This window comes from Exiguobacterium sp. s141 (assembly GCF_018618085.1).
In the GTDB taxonomy this organism is placed as follows: domain Bacteria; phylum Bacillota; class Bacilli; order Exiguobacteriales; family Exiguobacteriaceae; genus Exiguobacterium; species Exiguobacterium mexicanum_A.
On the sequence record NZ_JACSLJ010000002.1, the window covers coordinates 606,508 to 627,828 of the forward strand.

Consider the following 21,321-nt stretch of genomic DNA (forward strand, 5'->3'; position numbering starts at 1 on the left):
TTCTGAACAGTGTTAGTATTTCACTATTATTATGAAAATAGATATGAAAACAGGAAGTAGGGATGGTAATGGCGCAAAACTCGTTCGCCTCAAAAATTGGATTCATCTTAGCGGCCGCAGGGTCAGCGATTGGTCTCGGTGCGATCTGGAAATTTCCGTATGTCACCGGCACAAGTGGAGGCGGCGCCTTTTTGCTCATGTTTTTAGCGTTTACGCTCTTACTCGGTCTCCCGTTATTGATCGGTGAGTTCATCGTCGGACGCTCGACACAAAAAACGGCACTGCTCGCATTCAAAAAATTAGGACACGGCCGTTGGACGATCGTCGGTTACCTTGGTGTCATCGCATGTTTCTTATTGCTCTCATTCTACAGTGTCATCGGTGGTTGGGTCTTAATCTATGTCGGTCTCGGCTTGAGCGGGACATTGAACGGCCGATCGCCTGACGAATTTGGTGCCGTCTTCGGAGATGTCGTCTCGTCACCAGGCATCGCCGTGTTCGGTCAATTCTTATTCTTATTGATCACGCTCTTAATCGTGCTAAAAGGCGTCGAAGCTGGAATCGAGCGGATGAGCAAGATCTTGATGCCGCTCTTGTTCGTCAGTTTCATCGTCCTCGTCATCCGCTCATTGACGCTCGACGGGGCGATGGAAGGGGTTCGCTTCTTCTTGCAGCCTGACTTCTCTGCCTTGACGGGGGAATCGGTCTTGTTCGCCCTCGGTCAAGCGTTCTTCTCGCTATCACTCGGGGTTGCGGCCATGTTGACGTATGCGTCCTACATTAAAACGAAAGGCACACTCAATCGCTCGGCGAACATGATCGTTCTATTGAACATCGCCGTCTCACTGTTGGCGGGTCTCGCGATTTTCCCGGCCGTGTTCGCATCAGGTCTCGACCCGGCTGAAGGCCCGGCGCTTCTCTTCGTCGTCTTGCCGGCCGTCTTCAATCAAGTCCCGCTCGGTGGTTTCTTCATGGTATTGTTCTTCTTGCTGTTCACGTTCGCCTCGATCACGTCATCGATTGCGATGCTTGAAGTCGTCGTCGCCGGTGTGACCGACCGACTGAACGAAAAGAAACAGACGATGTCGAAACGGAACGTCACACTCTTGTCAGCAGCGATCGTTTTTGCGGTCGGTATCCCTTCGGCCCTCTCGTTCGGAGTCATGAGCGAGATGCAGTTCTTGTACGGTCGTACGTTCTTCGATTCGATGGACTATATCGTCAGCTATGTCTTGATGCCGGTCGGTGCGCTCTTGACATCAATTTTCGTCGGGTATGTCGTTGATCAACGCATTCTTAAAGAAGAGATTCAAACATCGGGCGCTGGTGTCAAGCTGTACCCGGTCTGGCACTTCCTCATCCGTTATGTCATTCCGGTGACGGTCGCCATCGTCATGGTGTCAACTTGGGTCACGGTGTAACGTGACGAACTCCTCCTGATTCATTGAATCAGGAGGTTTTTTTACATTCGAGCGACCCTGACTTTTCGTTCTTGCGACCGAGAGAGCGTGCGGCGTCATTATGCTAAGCTTATAAAGATGACGAAACTTTTTTTGAAGGGTCACGTAAGGTACAATAGAAGTATCATGAGACGAGGTGAAACGGATGAAAACATGGATGAAATGGGCCCTGACCGGGGCAATCCTATATTTTGCCATAAACGTTTTTGATTTCTCTTGGTTGTTTATCATCGTCGGGGCGCTCGTATTAAACGAAGTGTGGTCGACCAATAAACGCCGGAAGCGGGCACCGGCCCCCGTTGCCAAACGGGCCAAGAAAAAGCTGTTGCTCGATGAAGACGAACCGTTCGTCGGCTCGCGTATTTTGAAACCGCTCGAAGAAGCGGCGCCGGTACGTCAGTTCGAGGCGACCGACGATTTAGAGCTTCAATTTTTGCAACGGACGATTGAACAAGGGTATGAGAAACTGCAACAAATCGACCGCGTCTTGCCGGAAATCAAAGACATCGAGGTGCGGCGTGAGATGAAGGCCGTCTCGAAGGAAGCGCACGAACTGTTCGCCGAACTGTTCGAGAATCCACAAGACGCGAAACATGTTCGTGATCTCTTCACGTTCTATTTGGATTCGCTCGTGTCGGTCGTGTTGAAATTTAAAGAACTAGAAGGAAAACGCGTCGTCATTCAAGAAGAGACACGTGAACAGTTGATTACCAATATGCGACTCATCGTCGACAAGTTCAAACAGCAACGCAGCCGTCTCTTAGAAGACGATGCGGTCGACTTTGAACGAGAGTTGATTATGATGGAAAAAGTACTGGCCGATCAACCAGAAGGGAGAAAAAAACATGACTTCATCGAATGAAACGAACTGGCAGTCATGGCCAGAAGAAGAGCTCACTTCACAGACGAAAACGAAGACGGAAACCGATGCGATTTCGGACCCGTCCGTGGACTGGTCATCTATGACAGAGAAACATGAGGTGCCGGCGATTCAAGTGAATCCAGATGTCCCGCAGGAACACCGGGAACGAATCACGCGCATCGCCGAGTCGATCGATATTAAAAAGACAGATTCCGTCATGTTGTTCGGATCAAACGTGCAACGCGAACTGTCGCAATTCTCGGACCAAATCTTGACCGAGGTCCGGATGAAGGATGGCGGTGACGCCGGAAAGCTTTTGTCCGACTTGATGCAGAACGTACGCAAGATGGACCCGGACATGTTGCAGCCAGAGAAGAAGAGTTTTATGGACAACTTGCCGCTCATCGGACGGGCGAAAAAGAAAGCGGAGAACTACAAACTCCAGTTTGAAAAGATGAGCGTCTATTTAGAAGAAGTCATCCACAATCTAGACCGGGCCAAGTTCGGTTTGATGAAGGACATCACGATGCTCGATCAAATGTACGATAAGAACAAGCGTTATTTTGAAGAGCTTAACGTCTATATCGCCGCCGGTGAGACGAAACTTGACCACGTGCGCAGCTATGAGATCGCCCCGCTCCGTCAAGAAGTGGAGATGTCGAAAGACCAGGTCAAACTTCAACAGTTGAACGACATGATTCAACTCGCGGACCGATTCGAGAAAAAATTGCACGATTTGAAACTGAGCCGGACAATCAGTCTGCAGATGGCACCGCAAATCCGGGTCATCCAACAGAACAACCAGATTCTAGCCGAGAAAATCGAGTCGGCGGTCGTCAATACGATTCCACTCTGGAAAAACCAAGTCGTGCTCGCGCTCAGCTTGACACGACAAAAGACGGCGCTCCGCATGCAGCAAGACGTCACGAAGACGACGAACACGTTGCTCGAGCAGAACTCGAAGATGTTGAAAGACTCATCGATCGAGATCGCCACAGAGAACGAGAAAGGCATCGTTTCGGTCGAATCGCTCAAAGTGGCGCACGAGAACTTGCTCTCGACGCTCGACGAGACGCTCCGCATTCAACAAGAAGGACGTCAGAAGCGCCGTGAGGCCGAACGTGAACTCGATCGCATGGAGCACGAGTTGAAAGAAAAAGTTATCGAGATCGCTTCAAAAAACAAAGAGTTGCCAAAAGAGACTGGATATTGAACGAGGAAAGTCTGAGCTCTCAGACTTTCCTTTTCTTTGAGGAGGATAAGAAAATGGAAAAACAACGGCTATGGGATGAGACGTGGTTGCAGTTCGCTGATATGATGGCGGTACGCCATTCGAAATGCGCCTCGAAAAGTGTCGCTTGCGTCATCGTCAAAGATGAGAAGCCGATCTCGATTGGGCTCAATGGGACGCCACCCGGGCATACGAATTGCAATGAGATCTTTTTAAAACGGGAAGACGGTTTTTATAAACGGGCCGAGTACGTGTCAGAAGATGCGGTCGATTTGCTCGAGGCACCGGTTTCATTCATCCATGAGGGTGTGACATTTATTAGATGTTCGGACCCATACGACCACCATAATTGGTCGAAGCAACATGAAATCCACGCCGAAATCAACGCGATCGGTAAGCTCGCCGCGGATTCGACGAACGCCTTCGGGGCGACAGCCTATGTGACCCACTCACCATGTCATGCCTGTTCGCTCGCTTTGATCGCATCACGCGTAGCCCGTGTCGTCTATGCGGTCGGCTATGAGCACGGTGACGGCCTCGATTTGATGCGTGAGAGTGGGATTGACGTGGTACATATGCCACTCGAAAAAAGTTTCAAAAACACATTGTAAACGTTTACATTCGATGTTATATTATTAATGTACTGCCAATGGTGTTTTACTCTTCCATTATTCGTCTCTCTTCGGAGGGACCTTTTTTTATGGCTAAGCACAGGTGAGACAAAGTTTACACATAATGTTCAATATTTCACAATCTTTTCGTGGGTTTCTTTCTTATAATGAAAGTAGATTAACGAGAGGGGAAATGTTACATGGAAAAACAAGTTCGTTTCACAGATGGTGCCTATGATGTGGAAGCGTTGATCACACTCGAAGAGGTGTGGGAAGATAAATTTGCCATCGGGACGCATAAAGAGCTCGCCGTTAAGTCATTAAAGATCAACGGAAATGAGGTTTCGGAGTTGAAGCACGTTCGGGCGTTGCTTCGCTACTATCCGACGCTCGGTGTCTCGGGCATCTTGCTAGCGCTCGATGGTGCCGCAGCTGAGATCGTCGCCTTGTCAGGGGATACGGATCCGGCGCTCCGGTTTGTTGAACTCGTCGCGTTACAAATGGACGAGGCAGCGACGGAAGAGTTGAAAGACCTATACGCCGAGATGGCGGTCTAACTTTGTAAGGATGATACCCACGTCATCCTTTTTTCATTTTCGGGTTGCAATGCGGGTTCAGTATGGTATTATTGTCAATAGATGAAGAAATGGAACGCCATATCGTTATCGACAACCAAAAATGGGGATCTAGATAGCTAGATCGCTGTGAAAAAGCCACGTTCATAGGAACGTGGCTTTTTTTTGTATAATTTCGAACCCGGCGCCGACATTAAAGGCGATATGGGCGTCTGAACCGAGCACGAACGGGATGCCGAGTGCGGCCGCCTCGGACGCGACGTCAATGGCGTAAGGTTGGCCGCAATCGGGCTTGCGGAGCCCGGCCGTGTTCAAATCGAGACCGAAACCGCGCGTAGCGATCGTTTGTAGCAAGCGCGTCTGTTCGTCCTGCACGTTCGAGCGGTCCCACGTGTAATTGTGTTGATATTTAATCGGTAAGTCGATATGTCCGATGCGGTCCACTTTCAAGCGCTCCCAAGGGAAGGCGAGGCCAGCCTCAAGCGCCGTGTAGTATTGTTTCATCACGGCCTCGAACGAGCCGACACGTTCGACGAGCACATCAAACGTGTCGGCCGAGAAGTCGATAGGCAGGAGCTCGTCGTCGACGAGGAGAAAGTGTTGGGACAAGATTGCTTCGTCTAATACGTCGGCATACGGCTCGAGCAACGCCAGCGTCTCGGACTCATATCCGGGCAAATAGTCGATCTCCAAACCGATGCGGAGATCAAGTTCGGGATAGGACCGCTTCAACGTCTGCAAAGCTTCTATATAACGAGGGAGCAAATCGAGCGCCATCGCTGAATCTTGTTCTGGCGTCGGGTCCTGAAACCGGGTCGGGAGCGGCGCATGCTCTGTGAACGTGAGCGTCTTGATTCCTTGGTTCAAGGCGCGCTTTATATACGCTTCGAGCGAATCGGATGAACCATGCGGACAAAATGGAGTGTGAAGGTGACCATCACGGGTAAAGTCAATCATCAGTCGACATTCCTTTCGAGTTCGCCGGTTGACAGCAACGGCTTGGTTTGATAAATTTAACACACTACTTTAGTTTGGTAAAGTGATAATAAGATAAAGGGTGATATTGATGATCTGGTTCAATACAAAAGGATCCATCCCGGAAGGATGGCACGAATTGCAAGGGGAAGACGTTCTGCGTCCGAAGCAGTGGATGTTGTCATTTTTAGAGCGAGCCGAGTCAAATGGCTACAGTGTCATTAAGCCGCCGCTCGTGGAATATTATTCGCACTATCAAGACTTGGCCTTGTTCGATGAGTCGGCCTATTATCGACTGTTCGGGAATGACGGCGAGTTGCTCGTCATGCGTCCGGACTATACGTTGCAAATCGCTCGGAAGCTCGCCGATGGTCATGAACCGATGCGGGTCGCCTATGCCGGTGCCGTCTATCGGCGTACCCCGAAACATTCGGGTCAGCCGCATGAGCGTCAACAGCTCGGGCTTGAATGGATTGACGGGGACGCTCCCGATATGGAGTTGATCGCGTCATTCCTCAGTATGACTGAGCGGGTGTTGCCGCAAGACGGGCTTCGGATTCAAGTCGGTTCGGCTTCCTTGGTCGCCGCCGTGGCGGATGAGGCCGGCATCCCTGAGCGGACGCTCCGTCAATATTTGGCGCTCCGTAACTTGGAATCACTCCGTGACCTCGCGGATATGTATCAATACCCGTTAATCGCGAAGCTACCGTTCTTAATCGGTGATTCGGCACTCGCTGAACTACGAGAAGTCGCCGAGCCAGGATTGACGGCTGCGATCAATGAAGTCGAGCGGGCGGTCGAACATTTACGCGCCATCGGTTTGAACGTATCGTACGACTTTGGACAGACCGGCGATTTTGATTATTATTCAGGACTGACGGTGACAGGAAGCATCGACGGACGGCGCGTCCTCTCGGGCGGTCGCTATGATTCGCTATACGGACATTTCGGCCAATCGCGACGGGCGTTCGGATTGTCGCTTGATTTAGAACAGTTAGGTGAGGTGATTTTATGAAAGTGGCCATCGCGAAAGGACGCATTGAAAAAGCGGCCCGAGACTATTTCGAACAAGTCGGATTAACCGTCTGGCCCGAAAAACGCGGCCGGGAACTGACTGTCGAAGTCGACGGGCATGAGTTCATCTTCGTCAAAGGGGATGACGTCTATAAATATGTCATGCACGGCGCGGCTGATGTCGGCGTCGTCGGAGGCGACATCTTGCGAGAGAAGACGCCTGGCGTTCTCGAAGTCGTCGATTTGCCGTTCGGCCGTTGCCGGATGGCGGTCTGTGGACCGAAAGAACGGAAAAATGGGACGAAAAAATTGAAAGTCGCGAGCAAGTATCCGAATATCGCCATCTCTCACTTCGCTTCGAAGCGACAGAACGTTGAAGTGATTGCGTTGAACGGTTCGGTCGAACTCGCACCGCTCACAGGACTCGCCGATTGCATCGTCGATATCGTCGAGACGGGGGCGACGCTTCGTGCGAACGACCTCGAGGAATACGAAACGATTTTCACGGTGAACGCCAAGTTCATCACGAGTGAGACGGCGCTCGCCAACGATCCTGATGAATTGAAGGCCTGGATTCGTCGTTTAAGCAAGGAGGAAGCGAAATGAGCACGGAAACGAATCGGAGCCGGCGTGAAAGCTGGGCGGAAGCAGTTAAGCCAATTCTCGAGGCCGTGGAGTTGAACGGAGATGAAGCGCTCCTAGAGTTTACAAAGAAATTTGACGGTGTCGACGTAATCGAAACGGTCGACTTGACAGCCTTCACGCCACCTGAAGCTTACGGGGAGTTGACCGAGGCGTTGACGCTCGCCGCCGAACGCATTCGCACGTTCCACGAGCGTCAGCGTCGTCAAGACGACGCGTATGAAGATGGCATGTTCAGACTCGGACGTCGCTTCATGCCGCTCGACTCGGTAGGCGTGTACGTACCGGGTGGGACGGCCGTCTATCCCTCGAGCGTCTTGATGAACATCATCCCGGCGAAAGTGGCCGGTGTGAAACGGATCGTCATGGTGACGCCGCCAAAACCAGATGGCATCGACTTGTCGCTATTGATTGCGGCAAAAATCGCAGGGGCAGATGAGTGTCATCTGGTCGGAGGGGCACAAGCCGTGGCCGCGCTTGCGTTTGGCACCGAGACGATCAAACCGGTCGACAAGATTGTCGGACCTGGTAACGCCTATGTCGCGACCGCGAAGTCGCTCGTCTCTCACATCGTCGGCATCGACTCGGTCGCTGGGCCGTCTGAAGTACTCATCATCGCCGATGAGACGGCCAATCCGAAATGGGTCGCCGCCGACTTGCTCGCCCAAGCCGAACATGACGTCGAAGCGACGGCACTCGCTCTCGTCACGTCAGTCGAGTTGGCCGAACGGATCGAACAGGAATTGGCACGCCAGCTGGCCGAGCTACCACGCCGTGACATTGCGGTCGAGGCATTGAAACGAGGCGGGGTACGCATCATGTCGAGCGAACGTGCAATCGAAGTCGCCAACGAGATGGCAGCCGAGCACGTGCAACTTGCCGTCTCCGACCCGGAAACCTATATGCAAGCCATCCGTCACGGTGGTTCGTTCTTCCTCGGTCATGAAGCCGCGGAAGCGTTTGGTGATTACATCGCTGGACCAAACCACGTCTTGCCGACGAGCGGGACGGCCCGCTTCTCGAGCGGCCTCTCGGTCGATGATTTTTACCGGAGACAGACGTTCCTTCAGATGACGGAGCTCAATGAACGTGTCACACGCGCCGCGATTCGCATCGCACAACAAGAACAACTTGACGGCCACGCCCGAGCGATGGCGGTTCGATTGGAGGACGTATGAGACAGAACTATGAGACGATTCCCCGCTACGTCCCGCAGGCGGTCAAAGGACATGCGTTGAATCAAAACGAGAGCCAATATGAGTTCCCAGAGCGGTTAAAGACGGCAATCCGAGAGCTTCCGCTCGATTTGAGCCATTATCCGGTCGATGAGTTGGTAGCGCTGAAACAAAGTTATGCGACATATGCTGGTGTGGATCCGCAACAACTCATGGTCGGGAGCGGCAGTGACGAACTGCTAGCCATTTTATGTCAGGCAATCCTTGACGCCGATGACGTCGTCGCCGCCCCGATTCCCGATTTTTCGATGTACGGCATTTATACGCATATCGCTCGCGGGAATTTTGTGCAGCCGGATGCGGACGGATTGTCGATTCAATCATTGCTCGAGACGATCGAGGCGGAACGGCCGAAACTTGTGCTCGTGTCGAACCCGAACAATCCGACGGGAAAGATGTGGTCACTCGATGAACTCGAAACGGTCGCCAGCCGTGTTCCATATCTCGTCGTGGACGAGGCATATATCGATTTCACGATGGAAGATTCATTCAAAGACCGACTCGCGGACCACGCGAACGTCATCATTCTCCGTACGTTATCGAAAGCGTTCGGACTCGCGAATCTGCGCATCGGTTTCATGATTGCCGACGAGCGCTTAATCGAGAAGATTGACCGGTTCCGTTCGCCATTCAACGTGAGCGGGCTGAGTGCGGCCGTGGCGACGGTCGTGTTGAACGACTCCGAATATATCGAGGAGTCGATCAACTTCCATCAAACGCAGCGACAAAAGCTTGAAACGTTGCTCGCACCGATTGGAAACGTCTTACCGAGCCGTGCCAATTTCCTATACGTCAAAACACCGGACAGCGAATCTTGGGCCGCCCGTTTCTTAGAAAAGGATGTCCATGTTCGCGCGTTCGCAGACGGGATTCGTGTCAGTGCCGGCACGGACGAGGCGTACCGCTTGCTTCAACAAACGATAGAAGAGGTGACTTCACTTGAGAACAGCTGAGACGAAACGAGAGACAAAAGAGACGAACATCGAGCTCAAGCTTGATTTGAATGGGACAGGACAAAGTGACATCAAGACAGGTGTCGGCTTCTTTGACCATATGCTGACACTGTTCGCGTTCCACAGCCAAATCGATTTGACGGTCCATGTCGAAGGGGATACGTGGGTCGACGCCCACCATACGGTCGAAGACGTCGGGATCACCCTTGGGCAGATAATCAATCAAGCGCTCGGCGACAAAGTCGGCATTCGCCGCTATGGCACGAGTTATTTGCCGATGGACGAGACGCTCGCGCGTGCCGTCGTTGACGTATCGGGCCGTCCGTTCCTCGTCTACCGCGCCGATATCAAAAATCCGAAACTCGGAGACTTTGATACCGAGCTCGCCGAAGAGTTTTTCCGGGCCGTGGCGATGAACGCCCGGTTGACACTGCACCTAGAGGTCCTCTACGGGTCGAACTCGCACCACATGATTGAAGGGTTGTTCAAGGCGTTCGGTCGCGCCCTCGCCGAGGCGATTGGGCAAGACGGGTCGAATCGATTGCCGTCGACGAAAGGACTGATCGAAGGATGAAAATCGCGGTCATCGATTATGGAATGGGTAACGTGTTCAACGTCGAACGGGCACTCCAAGCTATCGGCTGTTACGTCATCATCACGAACGATCCAGTGGAAATCGAGGCAGCTGATGCCATCTTGCTGCCTGGGGTCGGAGCGTTCCCGCAGGCGATGCAATCGCTGAGCGAGACGGGGCTGATTCCGCTGTTGAAACGATCGGCGAATGAAAAGCCGTTCCTCGGCATCTGTCTCGGCATGCAACTCTTATTCGAGTCGAGCACGGAAGGGGTGCCGACGGAAGGACTCGGTTTGATTGAAGGGCGCGTCGAGCGGATGCGGGCGAAACGTCTGCCACACGTCGGATGGAACTCGATTTTGCGAGACGAGGACGTCTATTTCGTCCACTCGTATCACGTCGTGACCGACCCGGTCCATGTGATCGCTTCTGCCGATTATATGGGTGAAACCGTGCCAGCCATCGTGCAAAAAGGACTCGTCACGGGGATGCAGTTTCATCCCGAGAAGAGCGGCGCGTTCGGATTACGTTTATTGACAGAATGGAAGGAGGCGGTCGAACGTGAGATTACTACCGGCCATTGATTTGATTGACGGAAAAATCGTCCGCTTGACGGAAGGCGATTTCAATACAGAAGAACAGTATGGCGACCCGTATGAGAAATTGAAGGAATGGCAAGGGCGCGTTCCGATGCTTCACTTGATTGATCTCGAAGGGGCGAAAGCCGGCGAACCGAGACATCTTGATGTCGTCCGATTCGCCAAATCGTGCGGCTTCTTCGTCCAGACCGGCGGAGGCATCCGTTCCGAGGAAGCGCTCGATGCGGTCATGGCGACCGGCGCCGACCGTGTCTTGCTTGGGACAAAGGCGTTTACAGACCCGGATTTCTTGGACCGGGCGCTCGCGAAGTACGGGGATCGTGTCGCCGTCGCCCTCGACGCCTATGATGGCATCGTCGCCGTCAACGGATGGCAAGAAGCGACCGACTTAAAAGATATCGATGCCGCGAAAGAACTCGTCGACCGTGGGGTCAAGACGATTCTCTATACGGATATCGGTTCGGACGGGAAATTGAACGGACCGAACCTCGAGCGGATGAAGGCGCTCCGTGATGCTGTTTCAGTCACGATCATCGCCTCGGGTGGCGTGACGACCGAGGCTGACGTCGAGGCGCTTCAAGCGGCCGGCATCGACGAGGCGGTCGTCGGGAAGGCACTACTCTCCGGACAAGTCAGTCTTGATGACTTAATCGAGTGGGAGGCGCGCCATGCTTAAACGTCGCATCATTCCGTGTCTTGATGTCAAAGACGGTCGTGTCGTCAAAGGGATCGAGTTTGTCGCGTTACGTGACATCGGCGACCCGGTCGAGATTGCCAAGTATTATGACGCCTCCGGTGCGGATGAGCTCGTGTTTCTCGATATCACTGCGAGTACGGAACGCCGGCAGACGATGCTTGACGTCGTCAGTGCCGTCGCCCGGAAAGTGTTCATCCCGCTCACGGTCGGCGGCGGTATTCGGTCGCTTGAGGATATTTCCTCGCTCTTAAAAGCTGGGGCCGACAAAGTGTCGCTCAACACGCTCGCCGTCGAATCACCCGATTTGATCAAACGAGCGGCCGAACGGTTCGGGTCACAATGTATCGTCATCGCCATCGACGTTAAGTTCGAAGACGACGAGTACTTTGTCTATACGTATGGCGGGAAGAACCGGACCGAGTTGCGGGCCGTCGATTGGGCAAAGCAAGTGGCCGCACTTGGGGCGGGTGAACTGCTCGTCACGTCGATGAATCAGGACGGAAAGCAGAGCGGCTACGATTTGCGAATCCTTGATTTGCTCCGGGACGCCGTCGATATCCCGATTATCGCCTCTGGCGGTGCCGGGAACGCGAATCACGTCGTCGACGCGCTCGAGAAGGTCGATGCGGCGCTACTCGCCTCGATTTTGCATGACCGGAAAACGACAGTGGAAGAGGTGAAACACGTATGCAGCGAGCACAACTTGCCGATGCGGTTCGTTACGACGACAATGGATTGATTCCAGCCATCATCGTGTCGACAGAGGACGACTCCGTCCTCATGTTAGGCTACATGAACGAGGAGGCGATTCAGAAGACGCTCGAGACGAACACGGTCACGTTCTGGTCACGTTCGAAAGGGAGACTCTGGATGAAAGGGGAGTCGAGCGGAAATACGCTCGAACTCGAGAGCATCCACGTCGATTGCGATCAAGACGCGTTGTTGGTCCGTGTCCGTGCCAATGGGCCGACGTGCCATACGGGAAATCGAAGCTGCTTTTTCACGGAGGTGGAAGGATGATTCACGAATTAGAGAAGTTGATTCAAGAACGACAGGCGTCACCGAAAGAAGGGTCGTATACATCTTATTTATTCGACCAAGGTGTCGACAAGATTGCCAAGAAGTTTGGGGAAGAGTCGTTCGAGGTCGTCATCGCGGCGCTGAACGATGAAGATTTGGTCGAAGAGTCGGCCGATCTCTTGTACCACCTGCTCGTCTTGCTTGCCGCCAAAGGCGTGTCATTACAAGACGTTGAGGCGCTCCTCGCCAAACGGCATGGGACGACGACTCCGGCGAAACCACGCCGAGACGTCACCGACTGGTAACACAAAAAGGAACGAAGCAACAATCGGCTTCGTTCCTTTTGATTAGCGGTTGACCGAGGCGGCCATACGGATGTACGTATGGCGCCGTCCCCGAATCGCAATCGATAACGCCTGGATATTCTCCGGTGTGGCGATTCCGGACAGCCCAGCATCGCCGATATGGAAGATGTCCGTCCCACCGCGCTTCGAGGACAAGGCGATGTCACGAATCGTCGCTTCATCGGACCCTTCCTGTGATGTGCCGATGGCGGCGACGACGAGTTTATCCAACGCCTGAATCTCGCGCGTGACTTCATAGAATTCATCTTCACGGACGCCAGGAACGGTGCCGGGCGCTGGAATCAAGATGATATCGGCCCCGGCTTCAGCAAAACGGACGTACGCCTCTTGATCAAGTACACGGCCGACGCCGGCTTGATGCATCTTCCCGGCGATGATGACGCCCGCGAACTCTTGGCGCGCGTTGATGATGGCTTGCTCGATCGCCTCGTTCGTCACCCCGGTGTTCGGGTTTCCGGTCAGGCAGATGAAGTCGATGCCGAGCTCTGACGCTCTGGCGAACGCTTCCCGTGTCGCGAGCCGTCCTTGTTTCACATCATACATATCCTCCGATTTCTCAGAGAAGTCGACCGGTTCGAGGTTGACCCCGAGCGGGAGACCGACGAGCCGCTTCAATTCCATGATTGGATTGTCAGACATCGTCTCGCCCGGCATGTTTCCGAACAAGGCGTGGCTTTCGAGACCTTTTATGTACGGGTGGAACACGTCGAGCATGTTCAAAAGAATCATGTCGGCACCGAACGCCCGCGCGAGTTCGGCGTTCGTCACTTCCGGATAGAGTGGTTGTACGGTCGGGATGACTTCGGCGAGTACGGTCCGGCCTTCGGCTTTGCGAATCGATCCAATCAAATCCGAGCGGTTGAACGTCAAGAAATCACTGGCTCTGCAATCAAGAATTCGTTTCATCTGTCTATTCCTCCTCTAGTTCGTCATGTTCCTATTCCCCATTTCGCTAGAAATTCCTCTATAATGATGACAGAATAGGGGGAGATGCAGATGACTGAAAAAGAAAAGATGATTCGGGGCGAGCTTTACTTGGCCGGGGACGAGGAACTCGTCGCCGACCGGCGTCAGGCCCGGCGTTTGACGGAACGATTTAATCGATCCGGGATCGATGAACTCGACGACCGAAAAGCAGTGTTAGCGGAGCTGTTCGGCTCGACCGGAAGTTCGTTTTATTTGGAGCCTACGTTCAAATGCGACTACGGTTATAACATTCATCTCGGAGAACGGTTCTTCGCTAACTTTGATTGCGTATTCCTCGACATCTGTCCGATCACATTCGGTGACGATTGCATGCTCGGGCCGGGTGTCCATGTGTATACTGCGACGCATCCGCTCGACCCGACCGAACGGATCTCGGGTCTTGAATACGGGAAGCCGGTCGCGGTCGGACATCGGGTGTGGATCGGCGGCGGTGCCATTCTAAACCCAGGGGTGACAGTCGGGGACGATGCCGTCATCGCCTCTGGCGCCGTTGTGACGAAAGACGTGCCAGCCCGTGCCGTCGTCGGGGGGAATCCGGCGAAAGTGCTCAAGTTCATACCATGACGAAACGACCCGACGTGATGTCGGGTCGTTTGCTTATGCTGTCGGTTGTGACGCGTAGGTGACCAGTGCCTGACGTGCTGCTTCGAGAGCAGATTCATTGCCGAGCGTGATGCGAATCCCGTTCGGTTGTTTCGATGTGTGAACGCCATGCGCGACGAGGTGGGCCCAAACGGCCTCCGGCTCATCGAGCGTGACGTAAATGAAGTTCGCCTCGGCGGGATGGACGTGTCCAATCGTGGCGAACAAGTCGGTCCACTGTCCGCGCATGTCGGCGTGCCATGCGATGGCCTCATCGAGATACGTCGCATCTTGTAAAAAGATGTTGGCGATTTTCGCGCTGACACCGCTAATGTTGAACGGCGGGACGAACTGACGGAAATAAGCGGCGAGTTCGGTCGTCGTGACCATGAAACCGAGGCGGACGTTGGCCAGGCCAAACGCCTTCGATAACGTCCGCAGTACAATCACGTTCGTGAATGCATCAAGGTGAGCCACCATACTCGACGCCGGTGTGAAGTCGATATAGGCCTCGTCGACGATCAAGTACGGCACGAGTCCCGCGAGTTCGGTCAATTCAGCGACGCTCCACAATTTTCCGGTCGGATTGTTCGGATTCGACAACAGCAACAGCTTTGGTGTGTGTTGCGTGATCGCCTGGACGAGTGCGTCATATGACAGGTCATCGGCTTGCACGTGCCAGCCGTGCGCGATTGTCGTGAAGATCGGATAGAGTGCGAAATCCGGGCTCGGTGACAAGACGACGTCTTCCGGTGCCAACAGCGCCTGGGTGACGACGTGAATCATCTCGTCACTGCCGCAACCGACGAGCAATTGATTCGGCTCGACACCGGCGTAGGCCGCATAACGGGTGAACAACTCGTCAATCGGTTGGACCGGATACTCATGCAAGTCTTGGAACGAAATCGTCGCGAGCTGGTCATAGAGGCGGGACGGCACCGGGAACTGACTCTCGTTTTGATTCAAACGGTACCCGTCTGGATAGGTGACTGGATAAATCGGCAGCGAGACTGGTCTCATTCCGTCGGCTCCATCGAGAACCATTTTTTGGCGAGTTTGTCGATTTCACCTGAGTCAATCATCTTGTTCAACTCCTCGTTGAACTGATCGCGAAGGTCGTCCTCCAATTTAAAGGCGGCTGCTGAACCTTTCTCGCCATCTTCTTTCAAGGCGAACGTGTACAGTCCGGCATCCTGGTCCAAGTATTTTTGGGCGACCGTGTCCTCGATGACCATCGCGTCGATCCGACCCGTATTCAACTCTTGGACGATCTCTGGAATCTTGTTCAATGAGACGAGCTCTGCCTCCGGAGCTTGGTCTTTGGCGATGTTCTCTTGAATCGAAGCGGTTTGGACGCCTATTTTCTTGCCGGCGAGCGCCTCAATCGACTCGAGTGACTCATCTTTCGTCATGACTAAGTTCGTCGCCGACAAGTAGATATCCGAGAAGGCGGCATTTTCTTTCCGCTCTTCGGTCGGCGTCATACCGGCCATAACGAAGTCGACACGTCCGGCGTTTAGTGCCCCGAGCAGGCTGCCGAAGTCCATGTCTTCAATTTTGATTTCGTAGCCGAGGCGTTCCGTAACGGTTTCGGCGATCTCGATATCAAATCCGACAATTTCATCCCCGTTCGCCGTATCGACAAACTCATACGGGAAGTAATCGGCGCTCGTCCCCATGACGAGTGTTTTTTTCTCTTCGCCCGTCGTCTCTTGGCTACATCCTGCTAGTAATGCACTTGCCACTAATCCCCCTGTAATGACCCACCTTTTCATGTATGAATTCCTCCTTCAAGATATGAGACTAAGTGTATATGTATGATTATTAATTGTAAAGCATAAAAATACAAAAACGATTAAAAAAATACATCCGAGAAAAAGTCACAGGATGCATCAGGTGGTCAATCCATCGCCTGGAGATAGGCGATGGCGTCGGGTAAATACGTCTCGAGGGGGCGATTCGTATCGATTGTAAGCGTGTGCATAAACGGTGTTGTGAAGTCGATTCAAGCAATGCCGTCTTCGTGACATCGTGATCGACGATGATCGCATCCAGTCGACGAGCAATTTCCCGAGACAGCGTTGATTTGCCGGACCCAGTGAAACCGGACAATTGAAGAAAGAACATGGGATGCCCTCACGTTTCGTTTGATTTCCCGCGGCTGAATCCGGCGAACAACCGGCCGCCGAACGGGGAGAGCGTCTCATCGACGTAACGGATGAGCGCGTCGGGTTCGTTCGTTTGATAATAGCGTTCGAGGGCAGCGACGAGCTCTCGGGCTGCATGCGTATCGTAGCGGTCGAGAGCGCGGTATGTCCATTTGGAGGAGCCCATCCATTGTCGATTCGTGCGCAGGATGAACTCACAGACCAACGTGGCGAGGGTGCTCGCGATGAACAAGCCCTCTGCACGACTTGTGCATCCGATCAAGTCATCGAGCACATCGGTCAGAAAGTATCGTTTCATCTCGATTGTCTCGTCCGCCCAAGCCTCTGGCCCGCTGTCGAGCAAGGCCCGGGCTTCACGTTTGATATTTTCGATGACATCCGTATCCTTCATCACCATCCCTTCGGCGACCATTCTCGGCAACGACGGAATGGCACGTCGGCAATCTTGCTCGAAGAACGTCCGATACGACGTCAAGTTATGGGCGAACAGCTCGATGCGCCATCCGGACTCGATGAACGATTCCCGAAAAGACGAGACGAGCGTGTCGTCGAAAATGACGATGTCTAAATCTGACGTCTCGGTCGCCTCACCACGGACGACGCTTCCGGCGAGCAGTGCGGCCCGACAGTGGGGGAAACGCGTTGTGACGAACGTCTTCGCTGCTACAATTGGTTCAAGTTTAGGAATCATAGGTGTTGCTCCGTACCGACGCGCGTTATAAAGTCACGAACCTCTGTCCGTGAATGCAATATGATGACTTGTTTGTTATCAGGAAGGGCTTGCAATCGGTTGATCACATTCGGGCGTTGCGATTTCGGATAATCCCACACCCATTTCAAGAACTTCGGGTCAAACCGTTCCTCACAACCTGGGCCCATGTCCGGACGTGTCTTGCCACGATAGGAAAGCATGCGCTTCAAGACGCGATACGTACAAATAATCCTCGGCAAGTCGAGAAAAACAATCGTGTCGGCAGCATGAAGGCGCAAGTCGAGCGTGCCCCCGTAATTGCCGTCGATGATCCATGAATCGCGTCCAATCAATGCGGACTGCGTTTTAATTTGTTCTTGCCGTGTGGCGGGTGACCAATTTGGTTTCCATAGTAAGGCGTCTAAGTGATGGACGTCGATGCCGAGTTGGGTTCCCAACACTCGGGCGAGCGTCGATTTGCCCGAACCGCCTGAGCCGATGAGAAGTATTTTTTGCATCGAATACCACCTTTCAAATGTCAATCTTCATAAATTTACTGACGTCGGTGAAACCGAGTTGTTCATATAGTCGCATCGCCGTTTGATTGTGAGCATACACGTTCAGGCGCACATCGGTATGGCCCATCTGTTTGAACGTATCGAGTGCTTCTCGCATCAATAGTTTGGCATAGCCGTGACCGCGAAACGAGGGCTTGATATACAGGTCGTTCACCCAACCGACCTCTGCACCCGTCAAAAAGTCAAACGCTTTATCGATTTGCGTCCAGCCGACGAGCGTCTCACCATCGACGAGACAGAGGAAATAGGCACCAAATTTCGCAGAGTGTTCGTACGCTCCAATCATCTTTTCCCGGCTATCAGCCGAGACGTGATTGGTTGCTTCTTCGCGGTTGACGCCTGCAAGACTATAAATTTCGGTCAGTTGTGATTCGGTTGCTCGTTGAAACGTGAGATTCATATCGATTCCGCCTTTGTTAGGAGTCTGTGGATTCAAGGATACGCCATTTTTCAATGACACCGTCCTCTTCGTATAGGACGCGTACTTCCATCTGGTTCAATACGAGCCGCTGCTCGGTGGCGAAGAGTACAATCGGATAACCGGTCGACAGCGGTTCGTCCGCTTCGAAGACGGGACTGTGCGCCTGCATGGCATAATAACCGTCCGAACGCGTGTTGGCCGCCCCGGCATCGACTTGAATCACCGTCTCGAACCCTTGGAGCCGCAGAACGTAACTATATGTCGTCCTGGCCCCGCGCTCGAGCCGCCACTCCTCGATAATCGCCTCGCGGCCATCGTTCATTTCCTCGAGTAATACTTTTTGTGCCGTGTACTCGCGTTCATACGGAATCATCTCTTGAATGTTGACGGCCGTCATGGTGGCCACTTTTTGTGATTCTTCTGATGGAGGTGTAATCAGGATACCGATAAAAATCAAGATAGGGATGAGCAGATAAATGATGACCCGACTTCGCATATGGTTTCACCTGTCCTTTATACGATTTTTTTTCGCCATCTTCTCGCAGAACCCTGCCTGACGTGCGAAATATGTCGATGGAACACGTCGAAATGTCTCCGACTTCGGGAAGCCATGTATGATGAAGACAGGAGGGGATTAATATGCGAATCGGGATTATTGGCGGTGGGATCGGCGGACTGACGACGGGTGCGCTCGTGAGCCGAATCGGGCATGACGTGACCGTGTACGAGTCGTCACGAGAATGGGGCGGTTGCGCCGGTAAGTTCGAACGCGGCGACTATCGGTTCCCGGCCGGAGCGACGCTCGGGATGGGGTTTGAGCCGGGCGGGCTACATGAGCGGGTCTTATCTTATTTAGGGGAAACGATTGACGTTCGTCCGTTAAGCGAGGTGATGCATATTCATCTCGATGGAAAGACCGTCCATTATCATCAAGACCGGGATCAGTTTTTAGCAGAACTCGAATCGACGTTTCCTGACCTCGCCCCGCGAATTCATGCTTTCTTTGAAGAAGTGTGGAGTGACTTTGAGACGATCCGGCCTTTATTTGAATCGTTACCAGCTTTGCCATTTCGGACGATTCGTGATGCGACGCTTGCGATACGTGCGTTTCGACCGGCACAGCTCTTGGCGTTCCGAAAGCTGTATCGACCGCTCGGGGCCACGCTATCGCATCATCGATTGAAAGGGACGATGTTTGAACGGGTCATCGACGGGATTTTGCTCGATAGCTTGCAGACCGGAGCCCGCGAAGCGAGCCACTTGCTCGCGGCCGTCGCCTTATCGATTTACCATGAAGGGGCTTATTACGTCGACGGGGGCTTGTATACGCTCGGCCACGCCTTGGAACGCTCGATTCGCCAAAACGGCGGGACCACGCTCCTCGGCCGGCAAATCGTCAAAGTCGAGCGCATGGCGGACGGTTGGCTTTTGACCGATCGTCGGGGCCGGCTCGACCTCGTCGATGTCGTCGTATCGGCCATTCCGCTCGAGGCGACCGCGCAGTTGGTCACGGGACAAGCAGCGAGGCAATTCCAAAGACAGTATGGCCGTCAACTGGAACGTACGCAATGGGGGACGTTCAGTCTGTACATTACGTTACCGGAAGCGGTGTGCACGGGACGTCCGCTCTTCCAACAAGTGTATAGCGATGACTTACCGTCAGGACACGCCTTCATCTCGATGTCAGCCGCAGATGATTCGCTCCGGACCGAGCGACCGGAACGGACCGTCACCGTCTCGACCCATATCGATTTGACAGAGTGGCAGGCTTGGAAAGACAAGGCGACGTATGAGAAACTAGAGACAGATTGGACCGAGCGCCTCGTCTCGGTTGTGAGTCGAGCGTTCCCGGACTGGAACGGCGAATCGTCTGTCATGTTGCCCGGGGGACCAGGGGCGTGGGTGAAATATACGAAACGTCCGCACGGCGCGGTCGGTGGTTATGCCCAAACACCGCAACAAGCTTTGTTCCATGCGGCGAGCTACCGGACAACCTTGCCGAACCTGTATGTCTGCGGGGATACAGTATTTCCGGGGGCAGGCACAATCGGGGCGATGACGAGCGGGCTTCATGTCGCCCGAGCGCTCGGTTCGAAGTTATGAGGGGAGACAAGTGGAGATGCATAAAAAACGGTTTGACGAATTGACGACGAGAGAACTCTATGAGTTATTGGCGCTCCGGACCGAAATCTTTGTCGTGGAACAAGATTGTCCATATCAAGAAGTCGATGGGAAAGACGTGGCGGCGGTCCATTACTGGATTGAGGCTGATGGTCGCCCGATCGCGGCGTTACGTGTCCTCGAGGAGGAGTCGCCGATCGCCATCGGCCGTGTCGTCACGAAATCGACGCATCGGGGACAAGGCCATTCGCGGCGTTTGATGCAAGAAGCCGTGGCTGACTTTGGGGATCGCGATTTGTACTTGCAAGCACAGACATACGTGGAGCCGTTCTATGCGAGCTTCGGGTTCACACGAACGAGCGAGGAGTACTTAGAGGACGGGATTCCTCACGTCGATATGGTTCGGACGGCGACCGTCTCGAAGTGAATCGATGCGGTACCGTTTGCCATAAGTTCGTGGTAGAATGATGAGGAATACTTGCGTGCGTCAAGACGTGCGTTCAATCATAGAGAGCAAAGGGGTTTACGATGGTGACTGATCAAACTGTGATTCAAAAAGCGAGAGAATTAGCCGACTTATTGGCGAGCACGCCGGAAGTGGCCCGCTTCAAAGAAGCGGAAACGAAAGTGAACGAAAGTGAACGCGTTCAAACGTTGATCAAACGTATCAAATACTTACAAAAAGAAGCCGTCAACTGCAAGCACTACGGGAAGACGGAAGCACTCGCCAAAGTTGAGCTGAAAATCGACAAGGCGATGGACGAACTCGATTCGATCCCGGTTGTCCAGGCGTTTCAGGAGACGCAAGTCGAAGTGAACGATTTGCTTCAATACGTGACGGTCACACTCGCCAACTCGGTGACAGATCGCATTATCGAGTCGACGGACGGTGACGTTCTCGCCGGTAAAACAGGAAGCGGTATGGCAGCGGAGAAATCACGCGGCGGCTGCGGATACTAA

At 53.5% G+C, this 21,321-nt stretch carries 25 protein-coding genes and 2 pseudogenes; 18 read left to right on the forward strand and 9 right to left on the reverse strand.

What is annotated here, in order from left to right; genetic code table 11:
* The first annotated feature begins 68 nt into the window (after nt 1-68).
* The 5 genes from KNP74_RS07650 (at nt 69) to KNP74_RS07670 (ending at nt 4,721) form a co-directional block, all read left to right on the forward strand.
* Nucleotides 69-1,421, forward strand: coding sequence for a sodium-dependent transporter (locus KNP74_RS07650; protein ID WP_214763933.1), 1,353 nt, complete (start codon nt 69-71; stop codon nt 1,419-1,421).
* 184 nt (nt 1,422-1,605) lie between these two features.
* Nucleotides 1,606-2,322, forward strand: coding sequence for a 5-bromo-4-chloroindolyl phosphate hydrolysis family protein (locus KNP74_RS07655; RefSeq protein WP_034777375.1), 717 nt, complete (start codon nt 1,606-1,608; stop codon nt 2,320-2,322).
* A complete protein-coding gene (locus KNP74_RS07660; protein ID WP_034777376.1) occupies nt 2,306-3,535 on the forward strand; it encodes a toxic anion resistance protein in 1,230 nt (409 codons plus the stop codon). The genes KNP74_RS07655 and KNP74_RS07660 overlap by 17 nt, the downstream gene beginning before the upstream one ends.
* 53 nt (nt 3,536-3,588) lie before the next feature.
* Complete coding sequence (locus KNP74_RS07665; protein WP_034777377.1) at nt 3,589-4,164, forward strand: deoxycytidylate deaminase; 576 nt, start codon at nt 3,589-3,591, stop codon at nt 4,162-4,164.
* 200 nt (nt 4,165-4,364) lie between these two features.
* A complete protein-coding gene (locus tag KNP74_RS07670; RefSeq protein WP_034777378.1) occupies nt 4,365-4,721 on the forward strand; it encodes a hypothetical protein in 357 nt (118 codons plus the stop codon).
* Nucleotides 4,722-4,883: 162 nt separating this feature from the next.
* Here the strand turns inward: KNP74_RS07670 and hisJ are convergent, their stop codons facing one another.
* Complete coding sequence (hisJ, locus tag KNP74_RS07675) at nt 4,884-5,696, reverse strand: histidinol-phosphatase HisJ (RefSeq protein WP_214763934.1); 813 nt, start codon at nt 5,694-5,696, stop codon at nt 4,884-4,886.
* A gap of 109 nt (nt 5,697-5,805) precedes the next feature.
* On the opposite strand from hisJ, the gene KNP74_RS07680 reads away from it, so the two are divergent.
* The 9 genes and pseudogenes from KNP74_RS07680 to hisIE all read left to right on the forward strand — a co-directional run bounded on the left by KNP74_RS07680 (nt 5,806) and on the right by hisIE (nt 12,753).
* A complete protein-coding gene (locus tag KNP74_RS07680) occupies nt 5,806-6,729 on the forward strand; it encodes an ATP phosphoribosyltransferase regulatory subunit (RefSeq protein WP_214763935.1) in 924 nt (307 codons plus the stop codon).
* Nucleotides 6,726-7,334, forward strand: a complete 609-nt coding sequence (gene hisG, locus KNP74_RS07685) for an ATP phosphoribosyltransferase (RefSeq protein WP_034777382.1) — start codon at nt 6,726-6,728, stop codon at nt 7,332-7,334. The genes KNP74_RS07680 and hisG overlap by 4 nt, the downstream gene beginning before the upstream one ends.
* Nucleotides 7,331-8,548 (forward strand): histidinol dehydrogenase, encoded by a 1,218-nt coding sequence (hisD, locus tag KNP74_RS07690; RefSeq protein ID WP_214763936.1) that lies wholly within the window; start codon nt 7,331-7,333, stop codon nt 8,546-8,548. The genes hisG and hisD overlap by 4 nt, the downstream gene beginning before the upstream one ends.
* The gene (locus KNP74_RS07695; protein ID WP_214763937.1) at nt 8,545-9,558 is read left to right on the forward strand and encodes a pyridoxal phosphate-dependent aminotransferase; all 1,014 of its coding nucleotides are present in this window, start codon (nt 8,545-8,547) and stop codon (nt 9,556-9,558) included. Before hisD ends, KNP74_RS07695 begins: the two co-directional genes overlap by 4 nt.
* A complete protein-coding gene (hisB, locus tag KNP74_RS07700; RefSeq protein ID WP_138859524.1) occupies nt 9,545-10,132 on the forward strand; it encodes an imidazoleglycerol-phosphate dehydratase HisB in 588 nt (195 codons plus the stop codon). Before KNP74_RS07695 ends, hisB begins: the two co-directional genes overlap by 14 nt.
* The gene (hisH, locus tag KNP74_RS07705; protein WP_214763938.1) at nt 10,129-10,716 is read left to right on the forward strand and encodes an imidazole glycerol phosphate synthase subunit HisH; all 588 of its coding nucleotides are present in this window, start codon (nt 10,129-10,131) and stop codon (nt 10,714-10,716) included. Before hisB ends, hisH begins: the two co-directional genes overlap by 4 nt.
* On the forward strand, nt 10,694-11,407 hold the full coding sequence (gene hisA, locus KNP74_RS07710; protein ID WP_214752805.1) for a 1-(5-phosphoribosyl)-5-[(5-phosphoribosylamino)methylideneamino]imidazole-4-carboxamide isomerase: 714 nt from the start codon (nt 10,694-10,696) through the stop codon (nt 11,405-11,407). Before hisH ends, hisA begins: the two co-directional genes overlap by 23 nt.
* Nucleotides 11,400-12,167, forward strand: a complete 768-nt coding sequence (gene hisF, locus KNP74_RS07715) for an imidazole glycerol phosphate synthase subunit HisF (RefSeq protein WP_214763939.1) — start codon at nt 11,400-11,402, stop codon at nt 12,165-12,167. The genes hisA and hisF overlap by 8 nt, the downstream gene beginning before the upstream one ends.
* Nucleotides 12,116-12,753, forward strand: a pseudogene (hisIE, locus tag KNP74_RS15110) (bifunctional phosphoribosyl-AMP cyclohydrolase/phosphoribosyl-ATP diphosphatase HisIE). Before hisF ends, hisIE begins: the two are co-directional and overlap by 52 nt.
* Before the next feature lie 42 nt (nt 12,754-12,795).
* On the opposite strand, the gene KNP74_RS07730 reads toward hisIE, so the two are convergent.
* Complete coding sequence (locus KNP74_RS07730; protein ID WP_034777393.1) at nt 12,796-13,719, reverse strand: DUF7916 family protein; 924 nt, start codon at nt 13,717-13,719, stop codon at nt 12,796-12,798.
* Between the two features lie 90 nt (nt 13,720-13,809).
* Between KNP74_RS07730 and KNP74_RS07735 the strand changes: the two genes are divergently transcribed.
* Entirely contained in the window at nt 13,810-14,364 is a 555-nt protein-coding gene (locus tag KNP74_RS07735) for a maltose acetyltransferase domain-containing protein (RefSeq protein WP_034777394.1), read from the forward strand.
* A gap of 33 nt (nt 14,365-14,397) precedes the next feature.
* On the opposite strand, the gene KNP74_RS07740 is transcribed toward KNP74_RS07735, so the two are convergent.
* The 7 genes and pseudogenes from KNP74_RS07740 to KNP74_RS07765 form a co-directional block, all read right to left on the reverse strand.
* Nucleotides 14,398-15,402 (reverse strand): pyridoxal phosphate-dependent aminotransferase, encoded by a 1,005-nt coding sequence (locus KNP74_RS07740; RefSeq protein WP_214763941.1) that lies wholly within the window; start codon nt 15,400-15,402, stop codon nt 14,398-14,400.
* On the reverse strand, nt 15,399-16,157 hold the full coding sequence (locus KNP74_RS07745) for a transporter substrate-binding domain-containing protein (protein WP_214763943.1): 759 nt from the start codon (nt 16,155-16,157) through the stop codon (nt 15,399-15,401). The genes KNP74_RS07740 and KNP74_RS07745 overlap by 4 nt, the downstream gene beginning before the upstream one ends.
* Nucleotides 16,158-16,374: 217 nt before the next feature.
* A pseudogene (locus tag KNP74_RS14935) lies at nt 16,375-16,509 on the reverse strand (AAA family ATPase); the annotation flags it as partial.
* Nucleotides 16,510-16,518: 9 nt separating this feature from the next.
* Nucleotides 16,519-17,241: a nucleotidyltransferase domain-containing protein gene (locus KNP74_RS07750; RefSeq protein WP_214763944.1), complete on the reverse strand. Its 723-nt coding sequence runs from the start codon at nt 17,239-17,241 to the stop codon at nt 16,519-16,521.
* Complete coding sequence (locus tag KNP74_RS07755; protein WP_214763945.1) at nt 17,238-17,759, reverse strand: DNA topology modulation protein; 522 nt, start codon at nt 17,757-17,759, stop codon at nt 17,238-17,240. The genes KNP74_RS07750 and KNP74_RS07755 overlap by 4 nt, the downstream gene beginning before the upstream one ends.
* Nucleotides 17,760-17,772: 13 nt before the next feature.
* Nucleotides 17,773-18,219 carry a GNAT family N-acetyltransferase gene (locus KNP74_RS07760; RefSeq protein ID WP_214763946.1) on the reverse strand — a complete coding sequence of 149 codons (447 nt, stop codon included), beginning with the start codon at nt 18,217-18,219 and terminating at the stop codon, nt 17,773-17,775.
* 16 nt (nt 18,220-18,235) lie between these two features.
* A complete protein-coding gene (locus tag KNP74_RS07765; RefSeq protein ID WP_214763947.1) occupies nt 18,236-18,736 on the reverse strand; it encodes a hypothetical protein in 501 nt (166 codons plus the stop codon).
* Between the two features lie 143 nt (nt 18,737-18,879).
* Between KNP74_RS07765 and KNP74_RS07770 the strand changes: the two genes are divergently transcribed.
* From KNP74_RS07770 to KNP74_RS07780, 3 genes are all read left to right on the forward strand, one after another.
* Nucleotides 18,880-20,343, forward strand: a complete 1,464-nt coding sequence (locus KNP74_RS07770) for a phytoene desaturase family protein (protein WP_138859516.1) — start codon at nt 18,880-18,882, stop codon at nt 20,341-20,343.
* A 16-nt stretch (nt 20,344-20,359) separates the two neighbouring features.
* Complete coding sequence (locus tag KNP74_RS07775; protein WP_214763948.1) at nt 20,360-20,788, forward strand: GNAT family N-acetyltransferase; 429 nt, start codon at nt 20,360-20,362, stop codon at nt 20,786-20,788.
* 101 nt (nt 20,789-20,889) lie between these two features.
* On the forward strand, nt 20,890-21,321 hold the full coding sequence (locus tag KNP74_RS07780; protein ID WP_021067281.1) for a YlbF/YmcA family competence regulator: 432 nt from the start codon (nt 20,890-20,892) through the stop codon (nt 21,319-21,321).